Annotated in this window: 14 protein-coding genes; 5 read left to right on the top strand and 9 right to left on the bottom strand. The window is 75.6% G+C overall.

Annotated features, from left to right (window positions below; genetic code table 11):
- Window positions 1-146 precede the first annotated feature (146 nt).
- The 8 genes from IE271_RS10020 to IE271_RS09985 form a co-directional block, all read right to left on the bottom strand.
- Entirely contained in the window at window positions 147-1,463 is a 1,317-nt protein-coding gene (locus IE271_RS10020; protein ID WP_190189845.1) for a hypothetical protein, read from the bottom strand.
- Window positions 1,460-3,718 (bottom strand): bifunctional glycosyltransferase/CDP-glycerol:glycerophosphate glycerophosphotransferase, encoded by a 2,259-nt coding sequence (locus IE271_RS10015; RefSeq protein ID WP_190189844.1) that lies wholly within the window; start codon window positions 3,716-3,718, stop codon window positions 1,460-1,462. Before IE271_RS10015 ends, IE271_RS10020 begins: the two co-directional genes overlap by 4 nt.
- A 61-nt stretch (window positions 3,719-3,779) precedes the next feature.
- Window positions 3,780-6,008, bottom strand: a complete 2,229-nt coding sequence (locus IE271_RS10010) for a CDP-glycerol:glycerophosphate glycerophosphotransferase (RefSeq protein ID WP_190189843.1) — start codon at window positions 6,006-6,008, stop codon at window positions 3,780-3,782.
- A 91-nt stretch (window positions 6,009-6,099) separates the two neighbouring features.
- Complete coding sequence (locus IE271_RS10005; RefSeq protein ID WP_190189842.1) at window positions 6,100-8,364, bottom strand: bifunctional glycosyltransferase/CDP-glycerol:glycerophosphate glycerophosphotransferase; 2,265 nt, start codon at window positions 8,362-8,364, stop codon at window positions 6,100-6,102.
- Between the two features lie 150 nt (window positions 8,365-8,514).
- The gene (locus IE271_RS10000) at window positions 8,515-9,444 is read right to left on the bottom strand and encodes a carbohydrate ABC transporter permease (RefSeq protein ID WP_190189841.1); all 930 of its coding nucleotides are present in this window, start codon (window positions 9,442-9,444) and stop codon (window positions 8,515-8,517) included.
- Window positions 9,441-10,802, bottom strand: a complete 1,362-nt coding sequence (locus IE271_RS09995) for a carbohydrate ABC transporter permease (RefSeq protein WP_190189840.1) — start codon at window positions 10,800-10,802, stop codon at window positions 9,441-9,443. The genes IE271_RS10000 and IE271_RS09995 overlap by 4 nt, the downstream gene beginning before the upstream one ends.
- Window positions 10,803-10,812: 10 nt before the next feature.
- A complete protein-coding gene (locus IE271_RS09990) occupies window positions 10,813-12,204 on the bottom strand; it encodes an ABC transporter substrate-binding protein (protein WP_190189839.1) in 1,392 nt (463 codons plus the stop codon).
- A gap of 300 nt (window positions 12,205-12,504) precedes the next feature.
- Window positions 12,505-16,467 (bottom strand): FHA domain-containing protein, encoded by a 3,963-nt coding sequence (locus IE271_RS09985; protein WP_190189878.1) that lies wholly within the window; start codon window positions 16,465-16,467, stop codon window positions 12,505-12,507.
- Between the two features lie 639 nt (window positions 16,468-17,106).
- Here IE271_RS09985 and IE271_RS09980 point away from each other — a divergent pair.
- The 4 genes from IE271_RS09980 (at window position 17,107) to IE271_RS09965 (ending at window position 23,047) form a co-directional block, all read left to right on the top strand.
- Window positions 17,107-18,813: a serine/threonine-protein kinase gene (locus IE271_RS09980; RefSeq protein ID WP_190189838.1), complete on the top strand. Its 1,707-nt coding sequence runs from the start codon at window positions 17,107-17,109 to the stop codon at window positions 18,811-18,813.
- 440 nt (window positions 18,814-19,253) lie between these two features.
- Complete coding sequence (locus IE271_RS09975) at window positions 19,254-20,495, top strand: serine/threonine-protein kinase (protein WP_190189837.1); 1,242 nt, start codon at window positions 19,254-19,256, stop codon at window positions 20,493-20,495.
- A 244-nt stretch (window positions 20,496-20,739) separates the two neighbouring features.
- On the top strand, window positions 20,740-21,846 hold the full coding sequence (gene prfB / locus IE271_RS09970; RefSeq protein ID WP_190189836.1) for a peptide chain release factor 2: 1,107 nt from the start codon (window positions 20,740-20,742) through the stop codon (window positions 21,844-21,846).
- Between the two features lie 319 nt (window positions 21,847-22,165).
- Window positions 22,166-23,047 carry a hypothetical protein gene (locus tag IE271_RS09965; protein ID WP_190189835.1) on the top strand — a complete coding sequence of 294 codons (882 nt, stop codon included), beginning with the start codon at window positions 22,166-22,168 and terminating at the stop codon, window positions 23,045-23,047.
- A gap of 131 nt (window positions 23,048-23,178) precedes the next feature.
- Here IE271_RS09965 and IE271_RS09960 read toward each other — a convergent pair whose 3' ends face one another.
- Entirely contained in the window at window positions 23,179-23,370 is a 192-nt protein-coding gene (locus IE271_RS09960) for a hypothetical protein (protein ID WP_190189834.1), read from the bottom strand.
- 253 nt (window positions 23,371-23,623) lie between these two features.
- On the opposite strand from IE271_RS09960, the gene ftsE reads away from it, so the two are divergent.
- The gene (gene ftsE / locus IE271_RS09955; protein ID WP_190189833.1) at window positions 23,624-24,313 is read left to right on the top strand and encodes a cell division ATP-binding protein FtsE; all 690 of its coding nucleotides are present in this window, start codon (window positions 23,624-23,626) and stop codon (window positions 24,311-24,313) included.
- Window positions 24,314-24,334 lie beyond the last annotated feature (21 nt).

The raw sequence follows: 24,334 nt of genomic DNA, 5'->3' as shown, positions 1-24,334 counted from the left end.
GCGCGGCATCCCGTACCCGGCGGCCTCCCCGCACGAGGGGGAGGCCGTCCCGCGGCTCCGGCCGCCGCACCCTCGTCCACGACGGTGCGGCGGCCGGAGCCGCGAGGGCCCGTCCCCCTGTCCGGCGCGGTGGGCCGACGCCCGCCTCACTCCACCGGGCGCGCCGCCCGTGGCGTCCGCTCGAGCGGGCCCCCGCTCTGGCCCGGCAGCCGCACCCGCGGTCCGGCGTACCGGGCCAGCAGCAGCGGGACGCCGAGCACCGGCAGCAGCCAGGCCATGACCAGGAGCCGGTCGACGGCGATGTCCGGGTGGGCCGCCTGGCTGATCACCCCGGTCGCCGCCGCCGCGACCAGCGCGGCTCCGAACGCGGGACGCTGCCGCAGCGCGCCCCAGGCGCCGGCCGCCAGCAGCGCGGGGAACAGCGGCTGGAGCAGCTGGCGGCGCAGCCACTCGGCCCAGAAGCCCGCCTCCAGCCGCCAGAACTCGCCCCACGGGTCCGCCCGGTCGGGCCGGGCGAAGTGGTCGGTCAGCAGGTCCTGGAGACTGTCGTGCTCCGACGGGTAGCCCAGCAGCCGGGCCGCAACGACCGTGCACACGGCCGCGCCCGCCGTCACCGCCGCCACGGCCGCGACCCCCTCGCCCGCGGGACGGCCCGACCGGCGCCGCCGCCATGCGACCGCCCCGAACGCCACCGCCAGGCACCCGCCCAGGAACAGCGCCTGGGAGTGCTTCACCGCGAACAGCAGCGCCAGCGACCCGGCCACCAGCCACACGCCCGCCCGCCGTCCGGCGCCCCGCCCGTCCTCCCGCCGCCCGCACAGGACCAGCGCGCACCCCCACAGCGCGGTCAGCGTCAGCGCCGTCATCGTGCCCTCGGTCATCGGGCGCATCGCGGTCACGCCGGTCGGCAGCACGTAGTACAGGACCTGGCCCACCAGCGCCGGGACCACCGGCACCCGCAGCGTGCGCAGCACGAGGTACACCAGGACGCCGCCGCCCGCCGCGACGCACACCCCCGCCGCCCACAGCCCCCACACCGTGCCGAGCAGCGACACGAACGGCACGAGCAGCACCGGGTAGCCGGGCCGCGCCTCGAAGATCCGCATGAACCGCTCGCCCATGAACGGCGCCGTGTGCCCGGCCGTCCGCCCCTCGCGCAGCCGCTCGTGCAGGATCCGCCCGTAGTGCGCGCGGCACTCCTCGCGCACCTCCGGCCCCGGGTCGGGCCCCCGGAAGCCGCCCACGTCCACGCTGTGGCCGCGGGAGGCCAGGTCGCCGCGGCTCGCGCACAGGTAGGCGACCGTGCGGTCCACCGCCTCGGCCTTGTCCGCGCCGCCCAGACTCAGCGCGTACGACAGGTAGTTGCGGCTGTCGGGGGTGTCGCGGCCGGTGACGTTGGCGAGCTGGAGGCAGCCGAAGAGCGAGGCGAGGAGCAGCACCCACGCGGCGGGGCGCGCCGTCACGGGCGGGCCGGCCCGTCGTGGACCGGCGCGCCGGGGGCCGGTTCCCGGCGCGGGGCGCCCGGCGCCGGGACCCGGGCCGCCCCGGCCGCCGGCTCCTCGCCGAGCATCAGCCGCCGGACGACCCGCTCGGCGGCGTGCCCGTCGTCGTAGACGCAGAACCTCTCCCGAAAGGCGGCCCGCAGCCGCGCCGACTCCCCGTCCCGCCAGGCGCCCGACGCGAACAGCTTCGCCAGCTCCGCGTCCTCGCGCGTGACGTGGCCCGGCGGGAACGCCGTGACGTCGAAGTACGTGCCGCGCCCCGCCCGGTAGGTGTCCCAGTCGTAGGCGTGCACGACGACCGGCCGGTCCAGGAGCGCGTAGTCGAACATCAGGGACGAGTAGTCGGTGACCAGGGCGTCGGAGGCCAGCATCAGGTCCTCCACGGACGGCTCGTCGGTGACGTCCCGCACCAGCCCGGCCAGGGCCAGGTCCCGCAGCGCGAGCCCGCGTTCGGGGGAGCGGGCGAGCGAGGGGTGCAGTCGTACGGCCAGGACGTGGTCGGCGGGCAGGCCGGTGGCGATCAGCTCCAGGTCGCAGGTGGGGGCGTGGCCGTCCTGGCGGTGGTCGCGGAAGGTCGGCGCGTAGAGCACGAGGGTCCGGTCGCCGGCGACGCCCAGCCGCTCGCGCGCGGCGGCGCGCCGCCCGGGGTCGGGCAGGGCCAGGCAGTCGTTGCGCGGGCTGCCGGTGCGCAGGGACGTGAAGCCGCAGGGGTAGGCGCGGTCCCAGACCAGCTCGGAGTGCGGGTTCGCGACGAGGCTGTGGTCCCAGCGGTCGGCGCGGCGCAGCATCGCGGGCACGCTGAAGCCGCGCCGGGCGCCCGGGTAGGGCAGCAGGTCCACGCCCATCGACTTCAGCGGGGTGCCCTGGTGGGTCTGCACGTGGACGGTTCCCGGCCGCTTGACCAGGTCGTTCGCCCAGTTGACATTGTTGACGAAGTACGTGGCGCGGGCGGTGACCCGGCGGTAGGCGCGGCTGTTCGGCAGCACGTGCTCCACGCCCGGCGGCACCGCGTCCACGTGGTCCCTGCCGACCACCCACACGCCCCTCACGTGCGGGGCGATTGCGCGGGCCTTGCGGTAGACCGCCGCGGGGTCGCCGAGGACGCCGCGGTGCGAGAAGGCCGAGTACACCGCGAGGTGCGGGTCGAGCGGGCGGCACAGCAGCAGCCGCCGGTGCAGCGCGAGCAGCACCCGCCGCAGCCTGCGCCGCCACACCCGGCACCGGCGGCGCAGCCGCGCCCGCGGCCCGGACGTCCTGCTGTACAGCGCGTACAGCGGGTACGGGGCCCAGGTCAGCAGGGCGGCGGCGACGCGCGGGACGCGGTCGGGCCGCCGGTGGCCCGCCGGGCGCCGGGCGCGCAGGTCGCGGGCGGCCCGGCGGTGGAACTCCGCGCGCGCGGACGGCGGCACGCGGTCCTCCTGCCGCAGGATGAACAGGTAGTGGTCGGCCATGTGCCCGTAGAGGAAGTCCCGCCACCGCTCCAGCTCCGGCCGGTCGTCGACGAACCGGAACAGCCGCTCGTACTGGGCGAACACCGCGAAGTGCGCGCGGCTCGGGGTGCGCAGCGCGTTGCCCCGGCGGCGCTGGCGGTAGTGCACGCAGACCCGGTCCAGGAGGGTGATCGTGCGGGCCGTCCACAGCGACTCGTAGACGACGACCGCGTCCTCGTAGAAGCCGTCCGGGAAGGAGAAGCCGCCCCCGCGGTAGAAGTCGAGCCGGTACGCCTTGTTCCACACGACCGTGAACAGGTCGAGCAGCTCCGGGCGTTCGGCGATCGTGAAGACCTCCGGGCCCGGCTCCCGGAAGAGCGGCGCGTCCCGGTTGCGCCGGACCGCGCCCTGCCAGTGGGCGCGGGCGTAGTCGAACAGCACGACGTCGGGCCGCCCGGTCGCGTCGATCCGCTCGGCGATCGCCCGCAGCGCGCCCGGCGTCCAGCTGTCGTCGCTGTCGAGGAAGAGCAGGTACTCGCCGCGCGCCAGCCTCGCGCCGTGGTCGCGGGCCGCGCCGATGCCGCCGTTGGCCGGCAGGTGGACCGGCACCACCCGGCCGTCCAGGGCGGCGAACTCGTCGACGATCGCCGGGCTGCCGTCCGGGGAGCGGTCGTCGACCACGATCAGCTCGAGGTCGCCGTACGACTGGTCGAGGACCGAGCGCAGACAGGTGCGCAGGTAGCCCTGCACGTTGTGGACGGGGACGACGACGCTGAAACGGGGCATGGCGCTTCCGGGGACTGCCGACGGGGGCGTGCGGGGGGTTCGGGGGGCGGGCGCGGTCATGTCAGCGGCTCCCGGCCGCGGGCACGCTCCCGGCCGCGGACGTGCTCTCGGCCGCGGGAGCGGCGGCGGGCGCGGGGACGGCCGGGGCACCGGGCACGGGACCGGCCGCCGGTACGGGCGTGCGCTCGTGCAGCGGGACCACGGGCGGCAGGTCCTGCCCGGACTGGCCGAGCAGCACCCGCCGCACCACGCGCTCGGCGGCCCGCCCGTCGTCGAAGGCGCAGAAGCGCTCGCGGAACCGGGCGCGCAGGGCGGCCGACCGCTCGTCCGCCCAGGCGCCGGAGGCGAACACCGCGGCCAGTTCGTCCTGGGTGCGGGTGACCGGCCCCGGCGGCTCGGCGAGCAGGTCGAAGTAGACGCCCCGGGTGTCGCGGTAGACGTCCCAGTCGTCGGCGTGCACGACGATCGGCCGGTCCAGGTTGGCGTAGTCGAACATGATCGACGAGTAGTCCGTGATCAGCGCGTCGGCGGCCAGGCAGACGTCCTCGGTCTCCCGCAGCGACGTCACGTCGATCAGCCGCCCGGACTCCACCGCCCCGCGCAGCCCGGGGCTGCCGTCGAGGAAGTAGTGCGCGCGCAGCAGCACCACGAAGCCCTCGCCGAGCGCCGAGCAGAACCGCGCCAGGTCGAACTGGCCGGCCACGTCCCGCGGGTAGTCCCGGAACGTCGGCGCGTACAGCAGCGCGGTCCGCCCCTCGGGCACGCCGAGCCGGGCCCGGATCTGCGCGACCTCCTCCGGGCGGGCGGTGTAGTAGCGGTCGTTGCGCGGATAGCCGTACTCCAGGTGCTCGTAGGAGCCCGGGTAGGCGCCCGACCAGACCTCCGTGGAGTGCGGGTTGGAGGAGAGCGAGTAGTCCCAGCGGTCCACGCGCCGCATCAGACCGCCGAAGCTGCCGGTGGCCGCGGCGACGGCCCGGTAGGGCACCTGGTCGAGCCCCATCCGCTTCAGCGGCGTGCCGTGGTGGGTCTGCACGTGGACGGTCCCGGGCCGCTTGCGCACGGCGTTCTCGAAGTTGACGTTGTTGAACGTGTACTTGGCCCGCGCCATCACCTCCCAGTACCGGCGGCTGCCGACGACCACGCTCTCCACGTCCTCGGGCATGTGCTCCAGGTCCTTCTCCCGCACCAGGAAGACCGACCGGACGTGCGGGGCGAGCTCGCGGGCCGCGCGGTGGACCGCGGCCGGGTTGCAGGCGTGGCCGCGGCCCCAGTACGCGGAGAAGACGGCGAGGTTCTCGTCGACGGGGCGGCGCAGGTACCACGCGTACGGGTACCGGGGGCGGCCCCGGCGCAGCCGGCGCAGCACGCGGCCGGCGAGGGCGGTCCACCGCTCCCGTGCCCGGCCGGCGGCCGGCAGCGCGGCGAACACGGGGTGGACGCCCCGGGCGAGCAGCCGCAGCCGCAGGCCCTCCGCGCCGGCCGGGGGCCGGAAGCCCGCCGGGCGGTGGCGGCGGTACAGCCGCCCGGCGCGGCGGACGAAGGCGCGGCGGGCGGCGGAGGAGGGCCACGGGCCGGCGGCGGCCTCCACCGCGGCGGCGAACAGCGCGCCGAACAGGGCGCCCGCGCGGCCGGCGTCGAGCGGCCGCCCGGCGGCCCGGTCCAGCACCGCCTCCACCTGGTCGAGCAGCGCGGCGGGCGCGGGCCCCTCGCCCTGCCGCCGCACCCGGTGGCGCACGCACAGCGCCCGCACCGCGTCCGTCCGCCCGGCCGCGAGGGTCACCGCGCCGGTCCAGCCGACATCGGCCCGGTCGTCCTCCGGGCACACGAGCCCCTCCCCGACGAGGAACTCCCGGCGGTACGCGGCCGCCCACGCCCCCGTGCGCACCAGTGCCCCGTACGGCGGCGGCCCCTCGAACGCCTCGTGCTCCGGCTCCCCCTCCCACCAGGGCAGCCGCTCGTGCCCGAGGTGCAGCACGTCGGCCCCGCCGGTCTCCCGCAGCCGGGCGTCCACGGCCGCGAGCGCGCCCGGCGCCAGCAGGTCGTCCTCGCCGAGGAACAGCACGTACGCGCCCGTGGCCGTGGTGCCCGCGCCCGTCAGGGACGGCGCGGGCACCACCCGGGCGTCGCGGGCCGCGTACCCGGCGGCCACCAGGCCCGCGGGCGAGTCCGGCGCCCCGCGCACCGGGATCACCTCGATGTCGCCGAAGGACTGGGCGAGGACGGAGTCCAGGGCCTGGGACAGCCGCCCCCCGGCGCCGTGGGGGGAGACGATGATGCTGAAGCGGGGCATGATGCTGCGCTGCTCTCTGTGCTGCGTCCGGGGGGTCTTGCGGGGCCGCGCCGTCCGGCGGGCGGACCCGCGCGGGAGGGCGGCCCGCCCGCTACGGACGGTCGATGGCCGGGACGTGGCCGCCGGGCGGCGGCACGGTCGCCGGATGCGGGGCGGGGCGGACCGCGGCGGCCGAGGGCACGGGACGGCGTTCGCCGAGGGGGACCACGGCGGGGAGCCCGGCGCTCTCGCCGAGCACGATCCGGCGGACGGCGCGCTCGGCGGCGCGCCCGTCGTCGTAGGGGCAGAAGCGCTCCCGGAACGCGGCCCTCAGCTGCGCGGAGCGCGAACCGCGCCAGTGGCCGCTCGCGAAGACGTCGACCAGCTCGTCCTCGTCGCGCACCACCACGCCCGGCGGGAAGGCCCGCACGTCGAAGTAGACGCCGCGGGACGCCTCGTACGCCTCCCGGTCGTCGGCGTGCACGACGACCGGCCGGTCGAGCCCCGCGTAGTCGAACATCAGCGGCGCGTAGTCCGTGACCAGCGCGTCCGAGGCCAGGCAGAGCGACTCCACGCTGGGGTGGCCGGTCACGTCGATCAGGCGCCCCGCGCCGTGCGCGGGACCCGCGTCCCGGGCGGGCGGGGCCAGGGACAGCACCACGAAGCGCGGGCCGAGCCGGCGCAGCACCCGCGGCAGGTCCAGGCGCGCGCACTGGGTGCGGCGGTAGTCGCGGTGCGCGGGCGCGTAGAGGATCGCCACCGATCCCTCCGGGACGCCGAGGGAGTCGCGCAGCCGCGCCACGTCCGCCTCCGTCGCCTTGTGGAAGACGTCGGTGCGCGGCTGGCCGTACTCCAGCGTCGTGTACCCGGCGGGCAGGACCCGCTCCCACACCAGGGTCGAGTGCCGGTTCGCGGACAGGCAGTAGTCCCAGGCGTCGGCGTCGCGCAGCAGCCGCGCGAAGTCCAGCGTGCCGCCCGCCGCCGGGCGTTCCAGCAGGTCCAGGCCCACGTGGCCGAGCGGGGTGCCCGCCTGCGTCTGGACCACCACCTGGCCGGGGCGCTTGACCAGCCGGCGGTCGAAGGCGGCGTTGCCGACGAGGTACTTGGAGCGGGCCAGCGCCGTGAAGTACGCGGCGGTGCCGGGGCGCACCCGGTCTGTGGCGGGAGGGACGGTGTGGTGGTGCTCGGGCCGCGCGGCCCACGCCGTGCGGACGGCGGGCGCGAGGTCGCGGAAGGCGGTCTCCAGCGCGCCCGGGTTGCAGCCGTGGCCGAGCCAGCCGTCCCGGCAGAACAGCGCGCGGTCCTCCCGCAGCGGCAGCAGCAGCTGGCCGCGGTAGTGCAGCCGCAGGGCCGCGGCGCGCAGGGTGCGCAGCAGCGCCGAGGCCGCGGCCACCGCCCGCCGGTGCAGCCGCAGCAGCGGCCACAGCGTGCGGTACGCGCGGTGGCAGCCCAGGAGGACCGGCAGGTGGCGCGGCCAGGCGCGCGGCGGCGTCCGGAACCCCGGCACCCGGTGGCGGCGGCAGTGCGCGCGGGCCCGGCGCAGGAACTCCGCGCGCAGCTCGCGCGGCAGCCGGCCGGGCCTGCGGAAGACCACCGACAGGTGGTCGACCATGCGCCGGAACAGCACCGGCCGCCAGCGCTCGAGGTCCGGGCGGGAGTCCAGGTAGGCGAAGACGCGGTCGTACTGGTCGAAGACGTCGAAGTGGCGGCGGCTGGTGGTGCCGAGGATGCTGCCCCGGCGCCGCTGCCGGTAGTGGACGCAGACCCGGTCGAGCGTCGCGATCGTCCCGGCCGCCATCAGCACCGGGTACGTCCAGGGCGTGTCCTCGTAGTAGCCGGGCGGGAAGGCGAACCCCTCCCGTTCGACGAAGTCCCTGCGGTAGGCCTTGTTCCAGACCACCATCAGCATCTCCAGCAGGCCCGGCCGGTCGGCGAGGCGGAAGGGCGCGGGTCCCTCCTGGGCCAGCCGCGCCGCCTGCTGGTTGCGCACGGTCTCGCCCGACCAGAACGTGCGCGCGTAGTCGTACACCAGGACGTCCGGGTCGCCGGTCTCCCTCAGCCGGTCGGCGATCGCCCGCAGCGCGTGCGGGGTGAGGGTGTCGTCGCCGTCGAGGAAGACCAGGTAGTCGCCGGTGGCCCGCTCCATCCCGGCGTTGCGGGCCCGGCCGAGCCCCACGTTCTCCGCCAGCCGCACCGGCCGTACGCGGGCGTCGCGGGCCGCGTACTCCTCGATGATCGCGCCGCAGGCGTCCGGCGAGCGGTCGTCGACCGCGATCAGCTCCAGGTCGGTGTGGGACTGCGCGAGGACCGATTCCAGGCAGGCGGGCAGGTACGCCTGTACCGCGTGCGCGGGGACGATGACACTGAACCGGGGCAAGGGACATCCATGGGTCGGCGCGGGCGTACTGCCCTGAAACGGCCGATGGGGCGATCGGGTTACGCCGGCTGCTGCATCCGGGGGAATCCCGGTGGACGCGCGGGGGCGGCCCGGTGACCCGGACCGCCCCCGGCCTGCCCTCGTCCGCGTCTACTTGACGGCGCCCGCCATCACACCGGACACGAACTGCCGCTGGAACGCGAAGAACACGACCAGCGGGACGATCATCGAGATGAAGGCACCGGGCGCCAGGACGTCGATGTTCGCGCCGAACTGCCGGACCTGCTGCTGCAGGGCGACCGTCAGGGGCTGGGAGTCGGAGTCCGAGAACACCAGGGCGACCAGCATGTCGTTCCACACCCACAGGAACTGGAAGATCCCCAGGGACGCGAGCGCCGGAGCCGCGAGCGGCATCACGACGGTCAGGAACAGCCGCGCCTCGCCGGCCCCGTCCAGCCGCGCCGCCTCCAGCAGCTCCCGCGGGATCTCCGCGAAGAAGTTGCGCAACAGGAAGATCGCGAACGGCAGTCCGAAGCCGACGTGGAAGAGGACGACGCCGATGATGTCGCCGAAGATGCCGAGCGTCCCGAAGAGGCTGGACAGCGGGATCAGCGCCACCTGCACCGGCACCACCAGCAGCGCCACGACGGCCATGAACCACCAGTCGCGGCCCTTGAAGTCCATCCACGCGAAGGCGTACCCCGCCATCGCGCCGACGAGGACGACCAGCAGCGTCGCCGGGACCGTGATCCAGACGGTGTTGAGCAGGGAACCGGTGACGGCGTCGTTCTTCAGCAGCGACTCGTAGCTGGCCGCCGTCAGCTGGGCCGGCGCGCCGAACACCGTCCACCAGCCCGACTCGGCGATGTCCTTCGGGTCGCGGAACGACGAGACCAGCAGGCCGAAGGTCGGCACCAGCCAGAACACGGCCACCAGGACCAGGAAGACGCGCAGCACCCCGCCCGCCGCTCCGCTCGCCACCCGCGAGGCGAGGGAGCGCCGGGGACGCGCGGAGGTGTCCCGCGCCGAGGGACCGGCGGGCGTCGAAGGCCCGTGCGCGGGAGTGTCGAGAGCGGTCACCGCTGGCGCTCCTTCCGCAGCCGCCGGATGTTGACCCACATCACCGGCAGGACGAGCAGCAGCAGGATCACACCGATCGCGCTGCCGAGACCGTTGTTGCCCCCGCCGCCGAACGACGACAGGAACAGCTGGAGGGCGAGCACGTTCGCCTCGTCCTGGCTGGGCTGCGGCGCGATGATGTAGACGAGGTCGAAGACCTTCATCACGTTGATCATCAGCGTGACCAGCACGACCGACAGGACCGGTGCCAGGAGCGGCACCGTGACCCTCCGGAACACCTGCCACTCGTTGGCGCCGTCCACGCGCGCAGCCTCCAGCAGGTTGCGGTCGACGCCCGCGAGCCCCGCCGCGATCAGCACCATCGCGAAGCCCGCCCACATCCACACGTAACTGCCGATGATGGCCGGGGTGACGAGGGCCGGGCCCAGCCAGTCGATGCCGTTGTACGGGGCCGCGAAGTTCGAGCCCGGCAGCCGCAGCCGTGCGCCGTCGGCCTCGGCGGGGAGACCGAAGGTGCCGTCGGCGGAGCTGGTCGCGGAGGCGACGACCTTCCCGTCCTTCACCGCCTCGACCTTGACGCCCTTCAGCGCCTTCTCGCGCGCGTCGATCGCGCCCTTCTCACCGCCGCCGCCCAGCCGGAAGTCCAGCCAGACGGTGCCGGTGACCCGGTCGCCCCCGGTGGAGGCGGCCTTCGCGTCCCGGGGGTCGCCGGGCAGCTTGTTCGGGGCGATGCCGACCAGCGGCAGCAGCACCGGCGTGCCCGCCCGCACGGTCCCGCTCGTCGTGAACGCACCGCCGCCGGACGCCTTCAGATCGCTGACCTGGGCGTTCGGCCGGGCCTTCGGGTAGACCGCGGCGTCGGAGAACGCGTCGTGCACGGACGTGACGACGGCGTTCGCCACGCCCCGGTCCGGGTCCGCCTCGTACACCAGCCGGAAGATGATGCCCGCGGCGAGCATCGAGATCGCCATCGGCATGAAGACGATCAGTTTGAACGCCGTGCCCCAGCGCACCCGTTCGGTGAGCACGGCGAAGATCAGACCCAGCGCGGTGACGACCGCGGGCGCGACGGCGACCCAGATCGCCGTGTTGCGCACGGCGGTGAGCGTGGCGTCGTCGGTGAAGACGTCGGCGTAGTTGCCGAGCCCGACGAAACCGGAGCCGTCCGCGTCGTACAGGCTGCGCCAGACCGAGTACCCGATCGGGTAGACCACGAGCGAGCCGAGCAGCACCAGCGCGGGCAGCAGGAACAGCACCGCCACCCACAGCCGGGTGCCCGTCACGCTCTTGCGCGGGGGGACGGAGGGTGTGGGCAGTGCGCCCGCGCCCTCCGCCGACTTCGCAACGGAGTTGGCCATCTCGGGGCCGTCAGCCGTTCTTGTAGGCCTTCGCGGCGTCGGCCTCCAGCTGTCGCTGGGCGCCGGCCACGTCCTCGGGGTCGCGCAGGAAGTCCTGCAGGTCCTTCCACATGCCGACCCCCTGGGTGCCGCCGAAGGCCGCCGGGGCCTGGTCGGACAGGTCGAAGCGGAAGTCGTCGCCCGCCGCGAGCAGCGCCTCGGCGATGTCCCGGGTCACGCCGTCCTTGTACGCGCCCATGTCCATCTCCTTGTTGGGGGAGATGAAGCCGCCCTGCGCGGCCCAGAGCTCGGCCCCGTCGGTGGAGGCGAGGAACGTCAGCAGGGCCTTGGCGCCCTCGTTGTCCTTCAGCGCCACCGCCGCGTCGCCGGCGCTGACCACCGGGGAGTCGGCGCCGACGGCCGGGAAGGGGAAGACCTTGGCGTCCGTGCCGACCTTCGCGTCCGTGTCGGCGTTGATGTTCGCGCTCACGAAGTCGCCCTCGAAGACCATGCCGGCCGGGGTGTCGCCGTTGAACGTCTGGGTGACCGACTTGGGGAACTCCGTGCCCAGCGCGCCCTTGCGGCCGCCCGCGAGGAGCTCGTCCTTGCCCCACAGCTCGCCCAGCGTGGTCAGGGCGTCCTTCACGGACGGGTCCGTCCACTCGATCTCGTGCTTGGCGAGCTGGTCGTACTTCTCGGGGCCCGCCTGCGAGAGGTAGATGTTCTCGAACCAGTCGGTGAGCGTCCAGCCGTCCGCGCCGCCGACGGAGACGGCGGGGGAACCCGCGTCGGACAGCGTCTGCGCGGTGGCGACGAAGTCCTTCCAGGTCCTGGGCTCCTCGGTGATCCCGGCGGCCTCGAAGGCGGCGGTGTTGTACCAGACCAGCGACTTGTTCGCGGCCTTCACGTACGCGCCGACCTGCTTGCCGTCGACCTTCCCGAGGTCCTGCCAGCCCTGGGAGAAGTTCTTCTTCAGCTGGGCCTCGGTCTCCGCGCCGATCGGCTTCAGCCAGCCCTTCTCGGCGAACTGGTGCACCACGCCGACCTGGGGGAGGAACGCGACGTCCGGCGGCTGGCCGCCCTGGATCTTGGTACCGAGGAAGGTGGAGGTGTTGTTGCCCGTCGGCACGAAGCTGACCGTGGCGCCGGTGCGCTTCTCGAACTCGTCCAGGACCTTGGTGAAGTTCTCCTGCTCGGCGCCCGTCCAGACGGCCGCGACCTCGAGCTTCTGCCCGTCCAGCTTCGGCAGGGTGACGGTGGGCTTCTTGTCCTCGCCCTTGCCGCCGCCACCCTTGTCCTTGCCGTCGTCGCCGCCCCCGCACGCGGTGAGCGCGACCGCCAGGGCGCCCGCCAGGACGGCGGACGCGGCCCGCGCGGCTCTGGGCGACCGGTGGGTGCCGGAAGTGTGATGCCTGTTGCGCATTGCTGCCCCGTTCTTCTTCGAACGTCCGAGCGCTGTCCCGTGCGCTCTATCTATGCCCGCCCGGGCGGGGGCGGCAAGAGCGCCTGCCCTGTCAACCACGTGATCGTGACCGCCTCGTGACGTCGGGTCACATCGGGAGCGCGCGCGACGCGGCGGCGCGCGTCCGGGACCGGCCCGCCGGAGCGCCCGGCGCGGCCGCTCCGGCGGCAACGGGCGCGGCGGCACCGGGAGTTGGTGGCCGCTCGGCGAACGCCTCGGCCGTCCCCCGCACGGCCCGCGGGGGAGGCGGGGAAGACGGGGTCAGAGCAGCGAGGGCACCTCGGCCGCCGAGACCGAGCGGGCCGCGCGCTCCAGGGCGCTGGCGAGGAGCGCGAGGTCCGTGGGCCCGTTGCCCAGCTCGCGCACGGGGCGGCGGGCCGGCGGATCGCCCATCCGCTCCCACTCCAGCGGGACGACGGTGGGACGCAGCGTGGCCGTCCGCGGGATGCGCCCCGTGACGCGGCCGCCCTGGAAGACCGTCGTCCGGCCGTCGGGCGTGGTGAGCCGGCCGCGGCCCGGCGCGGGCTCCTCCGGTCCCGTGGCGGGGGCGTCCAGGACGGCCCGGAGCGTGGCCCGCCGGGCCAGCTCGGTCCCGTCCGCGCGCCGGTCGCCCGCCGCGGCGGCCACCAGGTGCACGCCCAGCCGCTCGCCGTCCCGCGCCACCGTCTCCAGCGCGCGCACGACGGAACCGGCGGCCGGCCGCCCCGGCGACCCCAGCGGGGGCGACAGCAGCGCGTCCAGGTCGTCCACGACCACCACGAGCCGCGCGAGCGGCGGGCCCGGCTCCGGGCGCTGCCGCGCCGCCGAGGGGCGCAGCCGCAGCGTGGCGCCGGACGGCGGGCTGTCGAGGTCGGCGGCACCGCCGCCCGGCGACCGGTGCGCGAATCCCCCGCCGGATCCGCCGAGCGTCCCGGACCCGCCGAGGGTGCCTGACCCGGTGGACCGGTGCGCGCCGCCGCCCGCGCCGTGCGCCGTGCGCTGCGGCACCAGCCGGTCCGACACCTCGCGGTGCCGGTGCCACTCGGTGAAGTCCGAGCGTCCCAGCAGCTCCGTGCGCCGCTTCAGCTCGGCGGTCACCGACTGGGCGAACTCCCGCATGCGCACGGGGTCGTTGGCGGCGAGGTACGTGCTCACGTGCGGCAGGTCGGTGCAGACCCGGAGCCCCTCCGCGGGCGCGGCGCCGCCGGAGCCCGTGCCGTCCCGTCCGTCGACGAGCACCAGGCCGAGCCGGTCGGGCCGCTCGGCCGCGGCGAGCGAGGCGGCGACGGAGCGCAGCAGCTCCGTACGGCCGCTGCCCGGCGGGCCCTCGATCAGCAGGTGCGGGCCCTCGGCGGCGAGGTCCACGGTGACGGGACCGCGCGGGCCCGCGCCCAGGACGGCGACGGCGCGCCCGCCGAGCGCCTCCGCGTCGTCGGCGGCGTCCGCCCACCGGGCCATCAGCGACGCCGGGGTGGCCCGGGCCAGCCCCAGCTCGTCCAGCAGCCGCGCCGCCTGCGGCAGCGGAGCGGACACGCGCGCGTGCGGCCGGGAGCCGAGGGCGCCGTCCGTGCGCAGCGGGGCGAGGGCGCGCGCGAACCGCTCGGCCCAGGCCGCCGACACCGCGTCCACCGCGGCCACGGTGCCGTGCCCCACGGGGCCGTCCTGCGCCACGCGCAGCAGCCGCAGCGCCGTGGCCACGTCGCCGCTGAGCAGCGCGACCGCGCCGCACGCGCGGAAGGCGGGAGACACCGCGCAGGCCGCCTCGTACGTGTCGGCGACCGGCGAGGCGGGGGAGGCGGCGGGGGTGTCGGCGAGCACCACGACGTGTACGCCCACCAGCGGCCCCTCGGCGGCGAGCCGGGCCACCGCCTCGCGGGTCCCGGCGCCGGGGTCGCCGTCCACGACGAGCACCGTGCGGGGTCCGGTCCACTCCGCCTCCTCGACGACGGCCCAGGAGGGCCGGGGACGCTGCCGCCGGCCGCCTCCCGCAGTCCCGTCGCGGTCCTCGGGGCGGCCGTACGGGTCCTGGCCGTGCGAGTCCTGGTGACCGTGCGGGTCGTGGTGGCCGTGACGGTCCTGGTGCCCGGCCGCGCCCGCCGCGACCTGGGCCGCCGGCGGAGCGGCGGACGGTGCGGTGGACGGAGGGGCCGGCCGGTCGGCGGCCGCCGGACGCGCGGAGGCCGCGTCCGAGGCGGACGCCGGGCGTGCCGGGGCCGTGCCCGAGGCGTGCGCCCGGTCGGCGAGGTGGTCGTCGAGCCGGCGGAGCAGCTCGTCCGTGCGGGCCGCCGCCTGCTCGTGGTCGTAGGCCAGGAGCAGGCGGCAGTCCTGGCCGTGGGCCGGGCGCAGGTGGGGGAGCCAGCCGAGCCAGGACCACTCCGCCGTCCGCTCCGCCACGGGGCGCGAGCGGTCCGTGCTGACGAGGACGATCTCCAGGGTGTCGGGGGAGTGCAGCGCGGCGAGCTGGGCGAGCACCGCGCGGGCGAGCCCGGCGAGCCGCTCCCGCGGTCCGGCCAGGCCGAGCGCCCCGACCTCCCGCAGCCCTGCGGTCACCGGCACCCCGTGCAGCAGGCCCGACCCGTCGGGCGCCGCCCGGTCCGCCGTGCCCAGCCGGACGGCCAGCGTCTCGGGGTGCCCCGGCCCGCGCTCCCACAGCCGCGGCCCCGGCCCGAGCGCGGCCAGCAGCAGCGTCGCCGGGTCCGGCCACAGCTCCGGTCCGGGCGCGCCGGTCCCCGGGCGCCCGGCGGGCGGCTCGCCGTCCCCGGCGTACGCCTTGTACGCCCCGTGCGACACGTGCGTCCCGTACTCGTCCCGGCCGGGGTCGGGCGCGTCGCCGCGGCCCCCGGCCAGTCGGCGCGCCCACGCCGTGAACCCGCGTTTGCGCACGCCGCGCGGTACGGGCGTACCCCGCAGCGGGGTCCCCTTCCGCGTGCTCCCGCCGGCGGCGTCGAACCCGCCCGTGTCGTCGGGCGCCCCGACGACAGGGGGCCGGCGGCCGTCCCCGTCCGGCCCGTCCGCGTACGGGCCTCTGGCACCGCCGCCGGACGACCCGCCCGACGGGCCGCCGAAGGCGCCCGCCGCACCTGCCGTGTCCACCGGGCCCGCCGCACCGGCGGCCCCGGCGCGGCCGCCCCCGCGCGCGGCCCGACCGTCGCCGCCACCGGGCGCGGTACGGCGGTCGCCGGCCGGCCCGCGGGCCCCCGCGTCCGCGCCCGTACGCCCGAGGTCCCCGCCCCTCGCGGCCCCGGACCCCGCGCCCTCGGACCCGGGGCCGTCGGGACCGCCCGCGCGCGTGGCCTCGATCCCCGGCGCCCGGCCCTGCCCGGGCACGACGCGCGGGTCCGCCGGGCCGTGCCCCTGCGCTCCCGGGGCGCCGCCCGAGGCGCCCCATCCGCCCGCACCGAACCCGTGGTGCGTGTCGCCCGCGGCCCCGGAGCCCTCTTCACGCGCGCGGGGCACACCGGGGCTCCGGTGCGCCTGTCCTTCGCGGCCCCCCGAGGCGGACGCCCCGGCCGCCGTCGCCCCACTCGGCGTCGCCGCGCCTGCCGTCGTCCCGGCGCCTGCCGCCGTCCCCCGGTGCCCGGCCGCGGGCACCCGTACGTGGCCCTCGCCGTCCGGGGCCGTCTCCAGGAGCGCGGGGCGCTCGCCGGGCGCCGTCAGCCGCAGGGCGGACTCGCCGATCCGCAGCAGCGCGCCCGGCGCGAACCGCACGGGGCGGTCGCCCACGCGCACGCCGTCCAGGGTCGTGCCGTTCGTCGAGCCGAGGTCGGCCACGCAGACGCCGCCGTCCTCGGCGACCGTCACCGCGCAGTGCAGTCGGGAGACGTCCGGGTCGTCCAGCGGGACGTCCGCGTCGGCGGAGCGGCCGATGCCGATGCGGCCGCCGTGCAGCAGGTGCACGCCGCCCGCGTCGGGGCCCGCGACCACGTGCAGCTGCGCCGCCGTCGCGTCCGGCTCGGGACCCGGCTCGGCCGGGGCGCCCAGGGACAGCACCGCGCCGTCCGTCAGCGGCGGCTCGCCCAGCGTGCAGCGCTGCGCGTCGAGCCGCTCGGCGCCCGCGTACAGCACCCCGGGGCCCTCGCCGCCGACCGACGAGGCCAGCGCGGAGGCCACCGCGGCGAGCGCGGTGCCGGCCGGCGCGGTGACCAGCACGTCGCAGGAGGCGGCGCGCCCCTGCGGCTCGGCACGCGTGCCCTGCGGCTCGGGGCGGGCCCCCTGCGGGTCTACGACGGTCAGCCGGATCTGCATCGCCGCCAGCGGTCCCTTCTGCGCGGCACCCGCGACCAGGCAGTGCTGCGGTCCCCCCACCGCAGATTCCCCCACCGCTCACGGGCACGTCGGCCAGTACTCGAAGGCATCCTCGCACCTGCCGCCGACAATGTGCCCGCCGCCCGGTGGCAATCGATCTTGATTGGTCGGCTCTGCCCGTAAAAGTGCCTGACCAGTGAGCGGTTGAGATCACTCACGCCAAGGTGCGGCAACCAAGTGCCCGGAGGGAGCGTCTTTCCGTCGAACACGCGTCACACCGTCGTACGCGATCTCCGACGACCGCCCTCGGCCCACCCCCATGAACCCTTTTCACGCCACTTCCGGGGACCCCGTCCCCGGCCCGCCCTCCGCACCGCGTCCGCGGCGGACCCCCGCCAGGGCACCCCACGACCCCCGCCACGACGCCCCGTCACGGCCTTCGGGCCCGGAACCCGGGGCACGCAGCGACGACGCCCCCTGCGCCGGGCACTGCGGCACTACAGTGGGTCGGAAAACACCGCGCGCGCGGTGGACGACGGCGCACGGACCGCGCAAGGGCGCCGTGCGGCGGCGTCGACGGTGCGACGGACCAGGCACACCAGGCAAGCAGGCACAAGCAAGCAGCAGGGAGCGCATGACGTGCGTCCGGTAGGGAGCAAGTACCTCCTGGAGGAGCCGCTGGGACGCGGCGCCACGGGCACCGTCTGGCGCGCCCGCCAGCGCGAGACGGCAGGCGCGGAGGCGGCCGTCCAGGGCCGGCCCGGCGAGACCGTGGCGATCAAGGTCCTCAAGGAGGAGCTGGCCGGCGACCCCGACGTGGTCATGCGGTTCCTGCGGGAGCGGTCCGTCCTGCTCCGCCTGACCCACCCGAACATCGTGCGGGTGCGCGACCTCGTCGTCGAGGGCGATCTGCTCGCCCTCGTCATGGATCTGGTCGAAGGCCCCGACCTGCACCGCTACCTGCGCGAGAACGGCCCCTTCTCGCCGGTCGGCGCCGCCCTGCTCACCGCCCAGGTGGCCGACGCGCTCGCCGCCAGCCACGCCGACGGCGTCGTGCACCGCGACCTGAAGCCGGCGAACGTCCTGCTCAGGCAGGACGGCGGCGAGATGCACCCGATGCTCACCGACTTCGGCATCGCCCGTCTGGCCGACTCCCCGGGCCTGACCCGTACGCACGAGTTCGTCGGCACCCCCGCGTACGTCGCCCCCGAGTCCGCCGAGGGCCGCCCGCAGACCTCCGCCGTCGACGTCTACGGCGCCGGGATCATGCTGTACGAGCTGGTCACCGGGCGTCCCCCGTTCGGCGGAGGGACCGCGCTCGAAGTGCTGCACCAGCACCTGAGCGCCGAGCCGCGCCGCCCCTCCACCGTCCCCGACCCGCTGTGGACGGTCATCGAGCGCTGCCTGCGCAAGAACCCGGACGAGCGGCCCAGCGCCGAGAACCTCGCCCGCGCCCTGCGCGCGGTCGCCCAGGGCGTCGGCGTGCACGCCACCTCCGCGCAGATCGCCGCCGCCGAGGGCGTGGGCGCGCTGCTCGCCCCCGACCCCGCGCCGGCGCCCGTCCCGGACACCCCGGGCGTCGCCGACCCCAACGCCGCGACCAGCGTCCTGCCCCACACGGCGGGCGCGTACGACCCGAACGCGGCGACCAGCGTCCTGCCCCACACGCCCGGCGGCGACGCGGACGCCACGTCCGTGCTGCCGCACCACGGCGCCGCCGACCCCACCGCGGTCCTGCCGCCGGTGCCGCAGAACCAGCCGGGGCCGCAGCAGCCGGACGGCCCGCACCCCTGGCAGAGCCAGCTGCGCGCCGCCCGCGACCGCAACGAGCAGACGCAGGTCCAGTCGTACGTCGACCCGGACCAGGACCCGCTGCGCCGCCGCCCGCAGCGGCAGGTCCAGCGCCCGCAGCAGCCCCAGCGGCCCGCCGGGGGCCCCGGCCCGGGCTACGGATATCCGCAGCAGCCCCCGCAGCCGCAGCAGCAACAGCGGTACGCGCCGCCTCCCGCGCCCCAGCCCCAGCCGCAGCGGTACGCGCCCGCGCCGCAGCGGCCCGCGGAGCCGGCGCCCCGGCAGCAGCGTCCGCCGCGCGAGCCCCGGCCGCCGCGTCAGCGCAGCGCCAACCCGATGCGGATCCCCGGTCTCGGCTGCCTGAAGGGCTGCCTCTTCACGATCGTCATCCTGTTCGTGGCCGGCTGGCTCATCTGGGAGCTCAGCCCGCTGCAGGACTGGATCGGCACGACGAAGGGCTACTGGGACCAGCTGACGGACTGGTTCACCACCGTCACCGACTGGATCGGCGACCTCGGCGGCGGCTCCGGCGGTTCGGGCGGCTCCGGCGCCTGACGCCGCACCGGAGCGGCGGCGGCCGCGTCGGCACCGGGCGGCGGCAGCGGTGCGGCGGCACGGGCGGTGCCGGGCGGCAGCGGTGCGGACGCGTCCGGCGGTTCCGGCCCCGTCGGGCCACCCGGCGGTACCTCCGGCGCCCCGGCACGCCTCCGTACGATCCGGCACGACGTGCCACGGCCCGCTTCGACGCGGTACGGCTCGGCACGACGCCGTACGACACGGTGCGAGTCGGCACGATCGGCCGCTCTGGGGATTTGTCGACAACCGGGGACGAATTCCCTCTCGGTGGCGGAGGACGGCCGCCGGGGCGCGTAGTTTTGTCGACCGTAGGTTCCCGGCCGCAGCGCCTCCGGCGCTTCCCCGGCCGGGCGTGCGGGGGCGGGGAGGCCGTCCCCGCGCAGACGCAGCGTCGGCACCACGCGTCCGTAGGAGCAGCCTTGGCACGGAAGATCGGCAGCCGGTACACCGCGCACCAGATCCTGGGACGCGGCAGCGTCGGCACGGTGTGGCTGGGCGAGGGGCCGGACGGCCCCGTCGCGATCAAGCTGCTGCGCGAGGACCTCGCGTCCGACCAGGAGCTCGTCGGCCGCTTCGTGCAGGAGCGCACGGCCCTGCTGGGCCTGGACCACCCGCACGTGGTCACCGTCCGCGACCTGGTCGTGGACGGCAACGACCTGGCGCTCGTCATGGACCTCGTCCGCGGCACCGACCTGCGCACCCGGCTGGACCGCGAGCGGCGGCTCGCCCCCGAGGCGGCCGTCGCGATCGTCGCGGACGTCGCCGACGGCCTCGCCGCCGCGCACGCCGAGGGCGTCGTGCACCGGGACGTGAAGCCCGAGAACATCCTGCTCGACATGGAGGGCCCGCTCGGCCCCGGCGGCGCGCACCCCGCCCTGCTCACGGACTTCGGCGTCGCCAAGTTGATCGACTCGCCCCGGCGGACCCGCGCCACCAAGATCATCGGTACGCCCGACTACCTCGCGCCCGAGATGGTCGAGGGCCTGCCGCCGCGCGCCTCCGTCGACATCTACGCGCTGGCCACGGTGCTGTACGAGCTGCTGGCGGGCTTCACGCCCTTCGGCGGCGGCCACCCCGGCGCGGTGCTGCGCCGCCACGTGACCGAGACCGTGGTGCCCCTCCCGGGCATCCCCGAGGAGCTGTGGCAGCTGCTCGTGCAGTGCCTGGCCAAGGCGCCGGCGTCCCGGCTGCGCGCCTCCGAGCTGGCCGCCCGGCTGCGGGAGCAGCTGCCGTCGCTGGCGGGCCTGCCGCCGCTCGACGTGGACGAGCCGTACGCCGAGCAGGGGGAGCCGGGGGCCGCGCCCGAGGACGAGCCCGAGCCGGAGGAGCCGCGCGAGCGCGTCCGCCGGGGCGCGGTGCCGCTGGTGCGCGGCTCGGCCCCCGACTCCAACCGCGACACCCACACGAGCATGCGCGTCCCCGCCCCCGACGAGCTGGCCGGGGGAGCGCTCGGCACCGCCAGGGCGCCGCGCGCGGCCGGCGCGCCGCGGCCCGGCTCGGCCCGGCACAGGTCGGCCGCGCGGCGCCGCCGCATCGGCATCGGCGCGGCGGCGGCCGTCCTCGTCGCCGCGGCCGGCGTGGGCACGTGGGCCGCGACCACGGGCGACGACGCGGACGCGACACCCCAGGACACGAAGAACTCGGCGCCCGAGTCCCCCTGACCGGGACGACCGGGGACGACCGGGGACGACGGTCGGGACCGGAGCCGACCGGAGCCGACGACCGGGGCCCCGCACGGGCGGCCCCGGTCCCGCCGGCCGCCGTGCCCCGTCCCTTCCCGCCCGGCCCCCGCCCTGCGGCCCGGGGCCCGTGCCGCCCGGGCGGCACAAGGGTTCCGAGGCCACGTACGGGGCGCCGCGGGGGCGAGGGGCCTGGCTCGGTTGCCACAGCCGTTAGGCTGGAGGCGTGGCAGTCCTCGATGTATCCGAAGAGCTCAAGTCCCTCTCCTCGACCATGGAGTCGATCGAGGCCGTCCTGGACCTCGACAAGATGAGGGCAGACATCGCCGTGCTCGAGGAGCAGGCGGCCGCGCCCTCCCTGTGGGACAACCCCGACGAGGCGCAGAAGATCACCAGCAAGCTCTCCCACCTCCAGGCCGAGGTCAGGAAGGCGGAGGCGCTGCGCGGCCGGATCGACGATCTCGGCGTGCTCTTCGAGATGGCCGAGGAGGAGGACGACCCGGACACCCGTGCCGAGGCCGAGTCCGAGCTCACCGCCGTCAAGAAGGCGCTGGACGAGATGGAGGTCCGCACGCTGCTGTCCGGCGAGTACGACGCCCGTGAGGCGCTCGTCAACATCCGGGCCGAGGCGGGCGGCGTCGACGCCGCCGACTTCGCCGAGAAGCTCCAGCGCATGTACCTGCGCTGGGCCGAGCAGCACGGCTACAAGACCGAGATCTACGAGACGTCGTACGCCGAAGAGGCCGGCATCAAGTCGACCACCTTCGCCGTCCAGGCGCCGTACGCCTACGGCACGCTCTCGGTGGAGCAGGGCACGCACCGCCTCGTGCGCATCTCGCCCTTCGACAACCAGGGCCGCCGCCAGACCTCCTTCGCCGGCGTCGAGGTGCTGCCCGTCGTCGAGCAGTCCGACCACGTGGAGATCGACGAGTCCGAGCTGCGCATCGACGTGTACCGGTCCTCCGGTCCCGGCGGCCAGGGCGTCAACACCACCGACTCCGCGGTGCGCATCACCCACCTGCCCACGGGCATCGTGGTCTCCTGCCAGAACGAGCGGTCGCAGATCCAGAACAAGGCGACCGCGATGAACGTCCTCCAGGCCAAGCTGCTGGAGCGGCGCCGCCAGGAGGAGCAGGCCAAGATGGACGCCCTCAAGGGCGACGGCGGCAACTCCTGGGGCAACCAGATGCGGTCGTACGTCCTGCACCCGTACCAGATGGTCAAGGACCTGCGGACGGAGTTCGAGGTCGGCAACCCCGAGGCCGTCTTCAACGGCGAGATCGAGGGCTTCCTGGAGGCCGGGATTCGCTGGCGCAAGCAGCAGGAGAAGTAGGACGCCGCGGAATTCCGCAGGAGAACGTCACTTTGTCGACAGGGCAATTGCCGCCTCTCGGGCGGCAGTTGCCTTTTCGTGTGCGGATGTTGTGGCTTTTACATCACAGTCACATGTCCCTACGACGGGCAAATATTCCGGTACCGGACATCGCGCCCGCAACGGCCTTGACGCTTCTGTGAAAACTGGGAAGGGTTGAGTGCGGCATGCGCATCTCCGGGGCGCATGTGAAACCGGGGGCCTTCTCACGCTTGCTGCCCCGATGTCGCTGCCCCGGGCGCTGCTCCATTGACGAACAGCTACTGGGGGTAGCAGTTACATGACCAAGAAGACGCGGATCCGCGTCGCGCGGATAGCCGCGGGCGCCGTGATCGCAGCCGGCGCCTCCCTCACTGCGGCGGGCGCCGCTTCGGCCCTTGAGATCGACCTCGGGCTGGAGGCCGGCAGCAGCGGCGTGTCGGTCGGTGCCACCGTTGCGGGCGAGGGCGACGACCCCACCTGTGACATCGTCGTCGACCCGTCGTGCGGCGACGGCTCCGAGAACGGCGGCACGGGCGACGGTGGCTCCGAGAACGGCGGTACCGGTGACGGTGGCTCCGAGAACGGCGGTACCGGTGACGGTGGCTCCGAGAACGGCGGTACCGGTGACGGTGGCTCCGAGAACGGCGGCACGGGCGACGGTGGCTCCGAGAACGGCGGTACCGGTGACGGTGGCTCCGAGAACGGCGGCGGTGGCAACGGCGGCGGTTCCGGTGACGGTGGCTCGCAGAACGGCGGCAACGGCAACGGCGGCGGCACCGGCAACGGCGGCGGCACCGGCAACGGTGGCAACACCGGCGGTGGCTCCGGCGACGGTGGCTCCGGCAACGGCGGCTCCGGCAACGGCGGCGGCACCGGTGGCAGCACCGGCGGCTCCGGCACCGGTGGCAACACCGGCGGCTCCGGCACCGGTGGCAGCACCGGCGGCGGGATCGACACCGACGGCGGCCTCGTCGAGCAGAGCGAGGGCAAGGAGGCCCTGACCGACACCGGCTCGGACGCCTCCGACACCAGCGCCCAGGGCGCGAAGGACGGCGAGCTGGCCGAGACCGGTGCCGCCGAGACCACGTTCCTGCTGGTCGGCGCGGCCACGATGATCGCAGGCGGCATCGGCTTCCGTATGCTGCCGCGCCTCGTGAGCGGCCGCGGCGCCGCCGCCTGACGTCCCCGACGTCACCGGCGCGGTACGTGCGCGAGAAGGGCCCGGAGCACTCGCTCCGGGCCCTTCTACACGATCCCTGCGATCGGTGCGCGCCCGCCCCGCGCGTCCGCGCGGCGGCCGGCCGCCGCGCGCTACGCGGTCTGGTGGGCCAGCAGGGCCACCGCCGCGACCAGCACGGCCAGCGCCGCGATCAGCGCCATCGGGTTCAGGCCCGCGAAGGGGCCCTCCTGCTGCAGCCGCTCGCGGTTGGCGCGGCAGACGGGGCAGCGGCCCTCGCTGACGGGCGCCGCGCAGTTAGCGCACACCAATCGGTCGTACGTCATGCGCTACGCCCTCCTTGCGCCGTTTCCACGTACACAACGCCTGCGGGAACGCGAACGTTCCCCCCTCCACTGTGCCAGGTTCCGCGGAATTCGGCGCGGCCCGCCCCGTACCGCCCCGCTCTGGCGCGATCACGCCCTTCCGTTCCATGACAAACCGTGCAAGCGTCGCGCAACCAGGGCCGCCGACTGCGCCCGCGCACCGGCTTCGCGTACGCTCACGCTCACCTACCCTCCGGCGACCCGTGGTGCATCCGTGATCCGATTCGACAACGTCTCCAAGGTCTACCCCAAGCAGAGCCGCCCCGCCCTTCGAGATGTCTCCCTCGAAGTGGAGCGCGGCGAGTTCGTGTTCCTGGTGGGGTCCTCCGGCTCCGGAAAGTCCACCTTCCTGCGGCTGATCCTCCGCGAGGAGCGGTGCAGCCAGGGCCAGGTGCACGTCCTGGGCAAGGACCTAGCCCGCCTCTCCAACTGGAAGGTGCCGCAGATGCGCCGCCAGCTGGGGACCGTCTTCCAGGACTTCCGTCTGCTGCCGAACAAGACGGTCGGCGAGAACGTGGCCTTCGCGCAGGAGGTCATCGGCAAGTCGCGCGGCGAGATCCGCAAGTCCGTGCCCCAGGTGCTCGACCTCGTCGGCCTCGGCGGCAAGGAGGACCGGCGCCCCGGCGAGTTGTCCGGTGGTGAGCAGCAGCGCGTGGCCATCGCGCGCGCCTTCGTCAACCGGCCGAAGCTCCTCATCGCCGACGAGCCGACCGGCAACCTCGACCCGCAGACCTCCGTCGGCATCATGAAGCTGCTCGACCGGATCAACCGGACGGGCACCACCGTCGTGATGGCGACCCACGACCAGAACATCGTGGACCAGATGCGCAAGCGCGTCATCGAGCTGGAGAAGGGCCGCCTCGTCCGCGACCAGGCGCGCGGCGTCTACGGCTACCAGCACTGACCGACCGTCCACGAAAGGCCC

This window comes from Streptomyces minutiscleroticus (genome assembly GCF_014650875.1).
GTDB lineage: Bacteria > Actinomycetota > Actinomycetes > Streptomycetales > Streptomycetaceae > Streptomyces > Streptomyces minutiscleroticus.
Note: the sequence above shows the minus strand (reverse complement) of the source record. Positions and strands in the feature narration are given on the sequence as shown.

What these genes read in the sequence shown, in the direction of transcription:
- IE271_RS10015 (WP_190189844.1), bottom strand. Translation starts at nt 3,718, where the DNA reads ATGCCCCGTTTCAGCGTCGTCGTCCCCGTCCACAACGTGCAGGGCTAC.
- IE271_RS10010 (WP_190189843.1), bottom strand. Translation starts at nt 6,008, where the DNA reads ATGCCCCGCTTCAGCATCATCGTCTCCCCCCACGGCGCCGGGGGGCGG.
- IE271_RS09995 (WP_190189840.1), bottom strand. Translation starts at nt 10,802, where the DNA reads ATGGCCAACTCCGTTGCGAAGTCGGCGGAGGGCGCGGGCGCACTGCCC.
- IE271_RS09990 (WP_190189839.1), bottom strand. Translation starts at nt 12,204, where the DNA reads ATGCGCAACAGGCATCACACTTCCGGCACCCACCGGTCGCCCAGAGCC.
- IE271_RS09985 (WP_190189878.1), bottom strand. Translation starts at nt 16,467, where the DNA reads ATGCAGATCCGGCTGACCGTCGTAGACCCGCAGGGGGCCCGCCCCGAG.
- IE271_RS09965 (WP_190189835.1), top strand. Translation starts at nt 22,166, where the DNA reads ATGACCAAGAAGACGCGGATCCGCGTCGCGCGGATAGCCGCGGGCGCC.
- IE271_RS09960 (WP_190189834.1), bottom strand. Translation starts at nt 23,370, where the DNA reads ATGACGTACGACCGATTGGTGTGCGCTAACTGCGCGGCGCCCGTCAGC.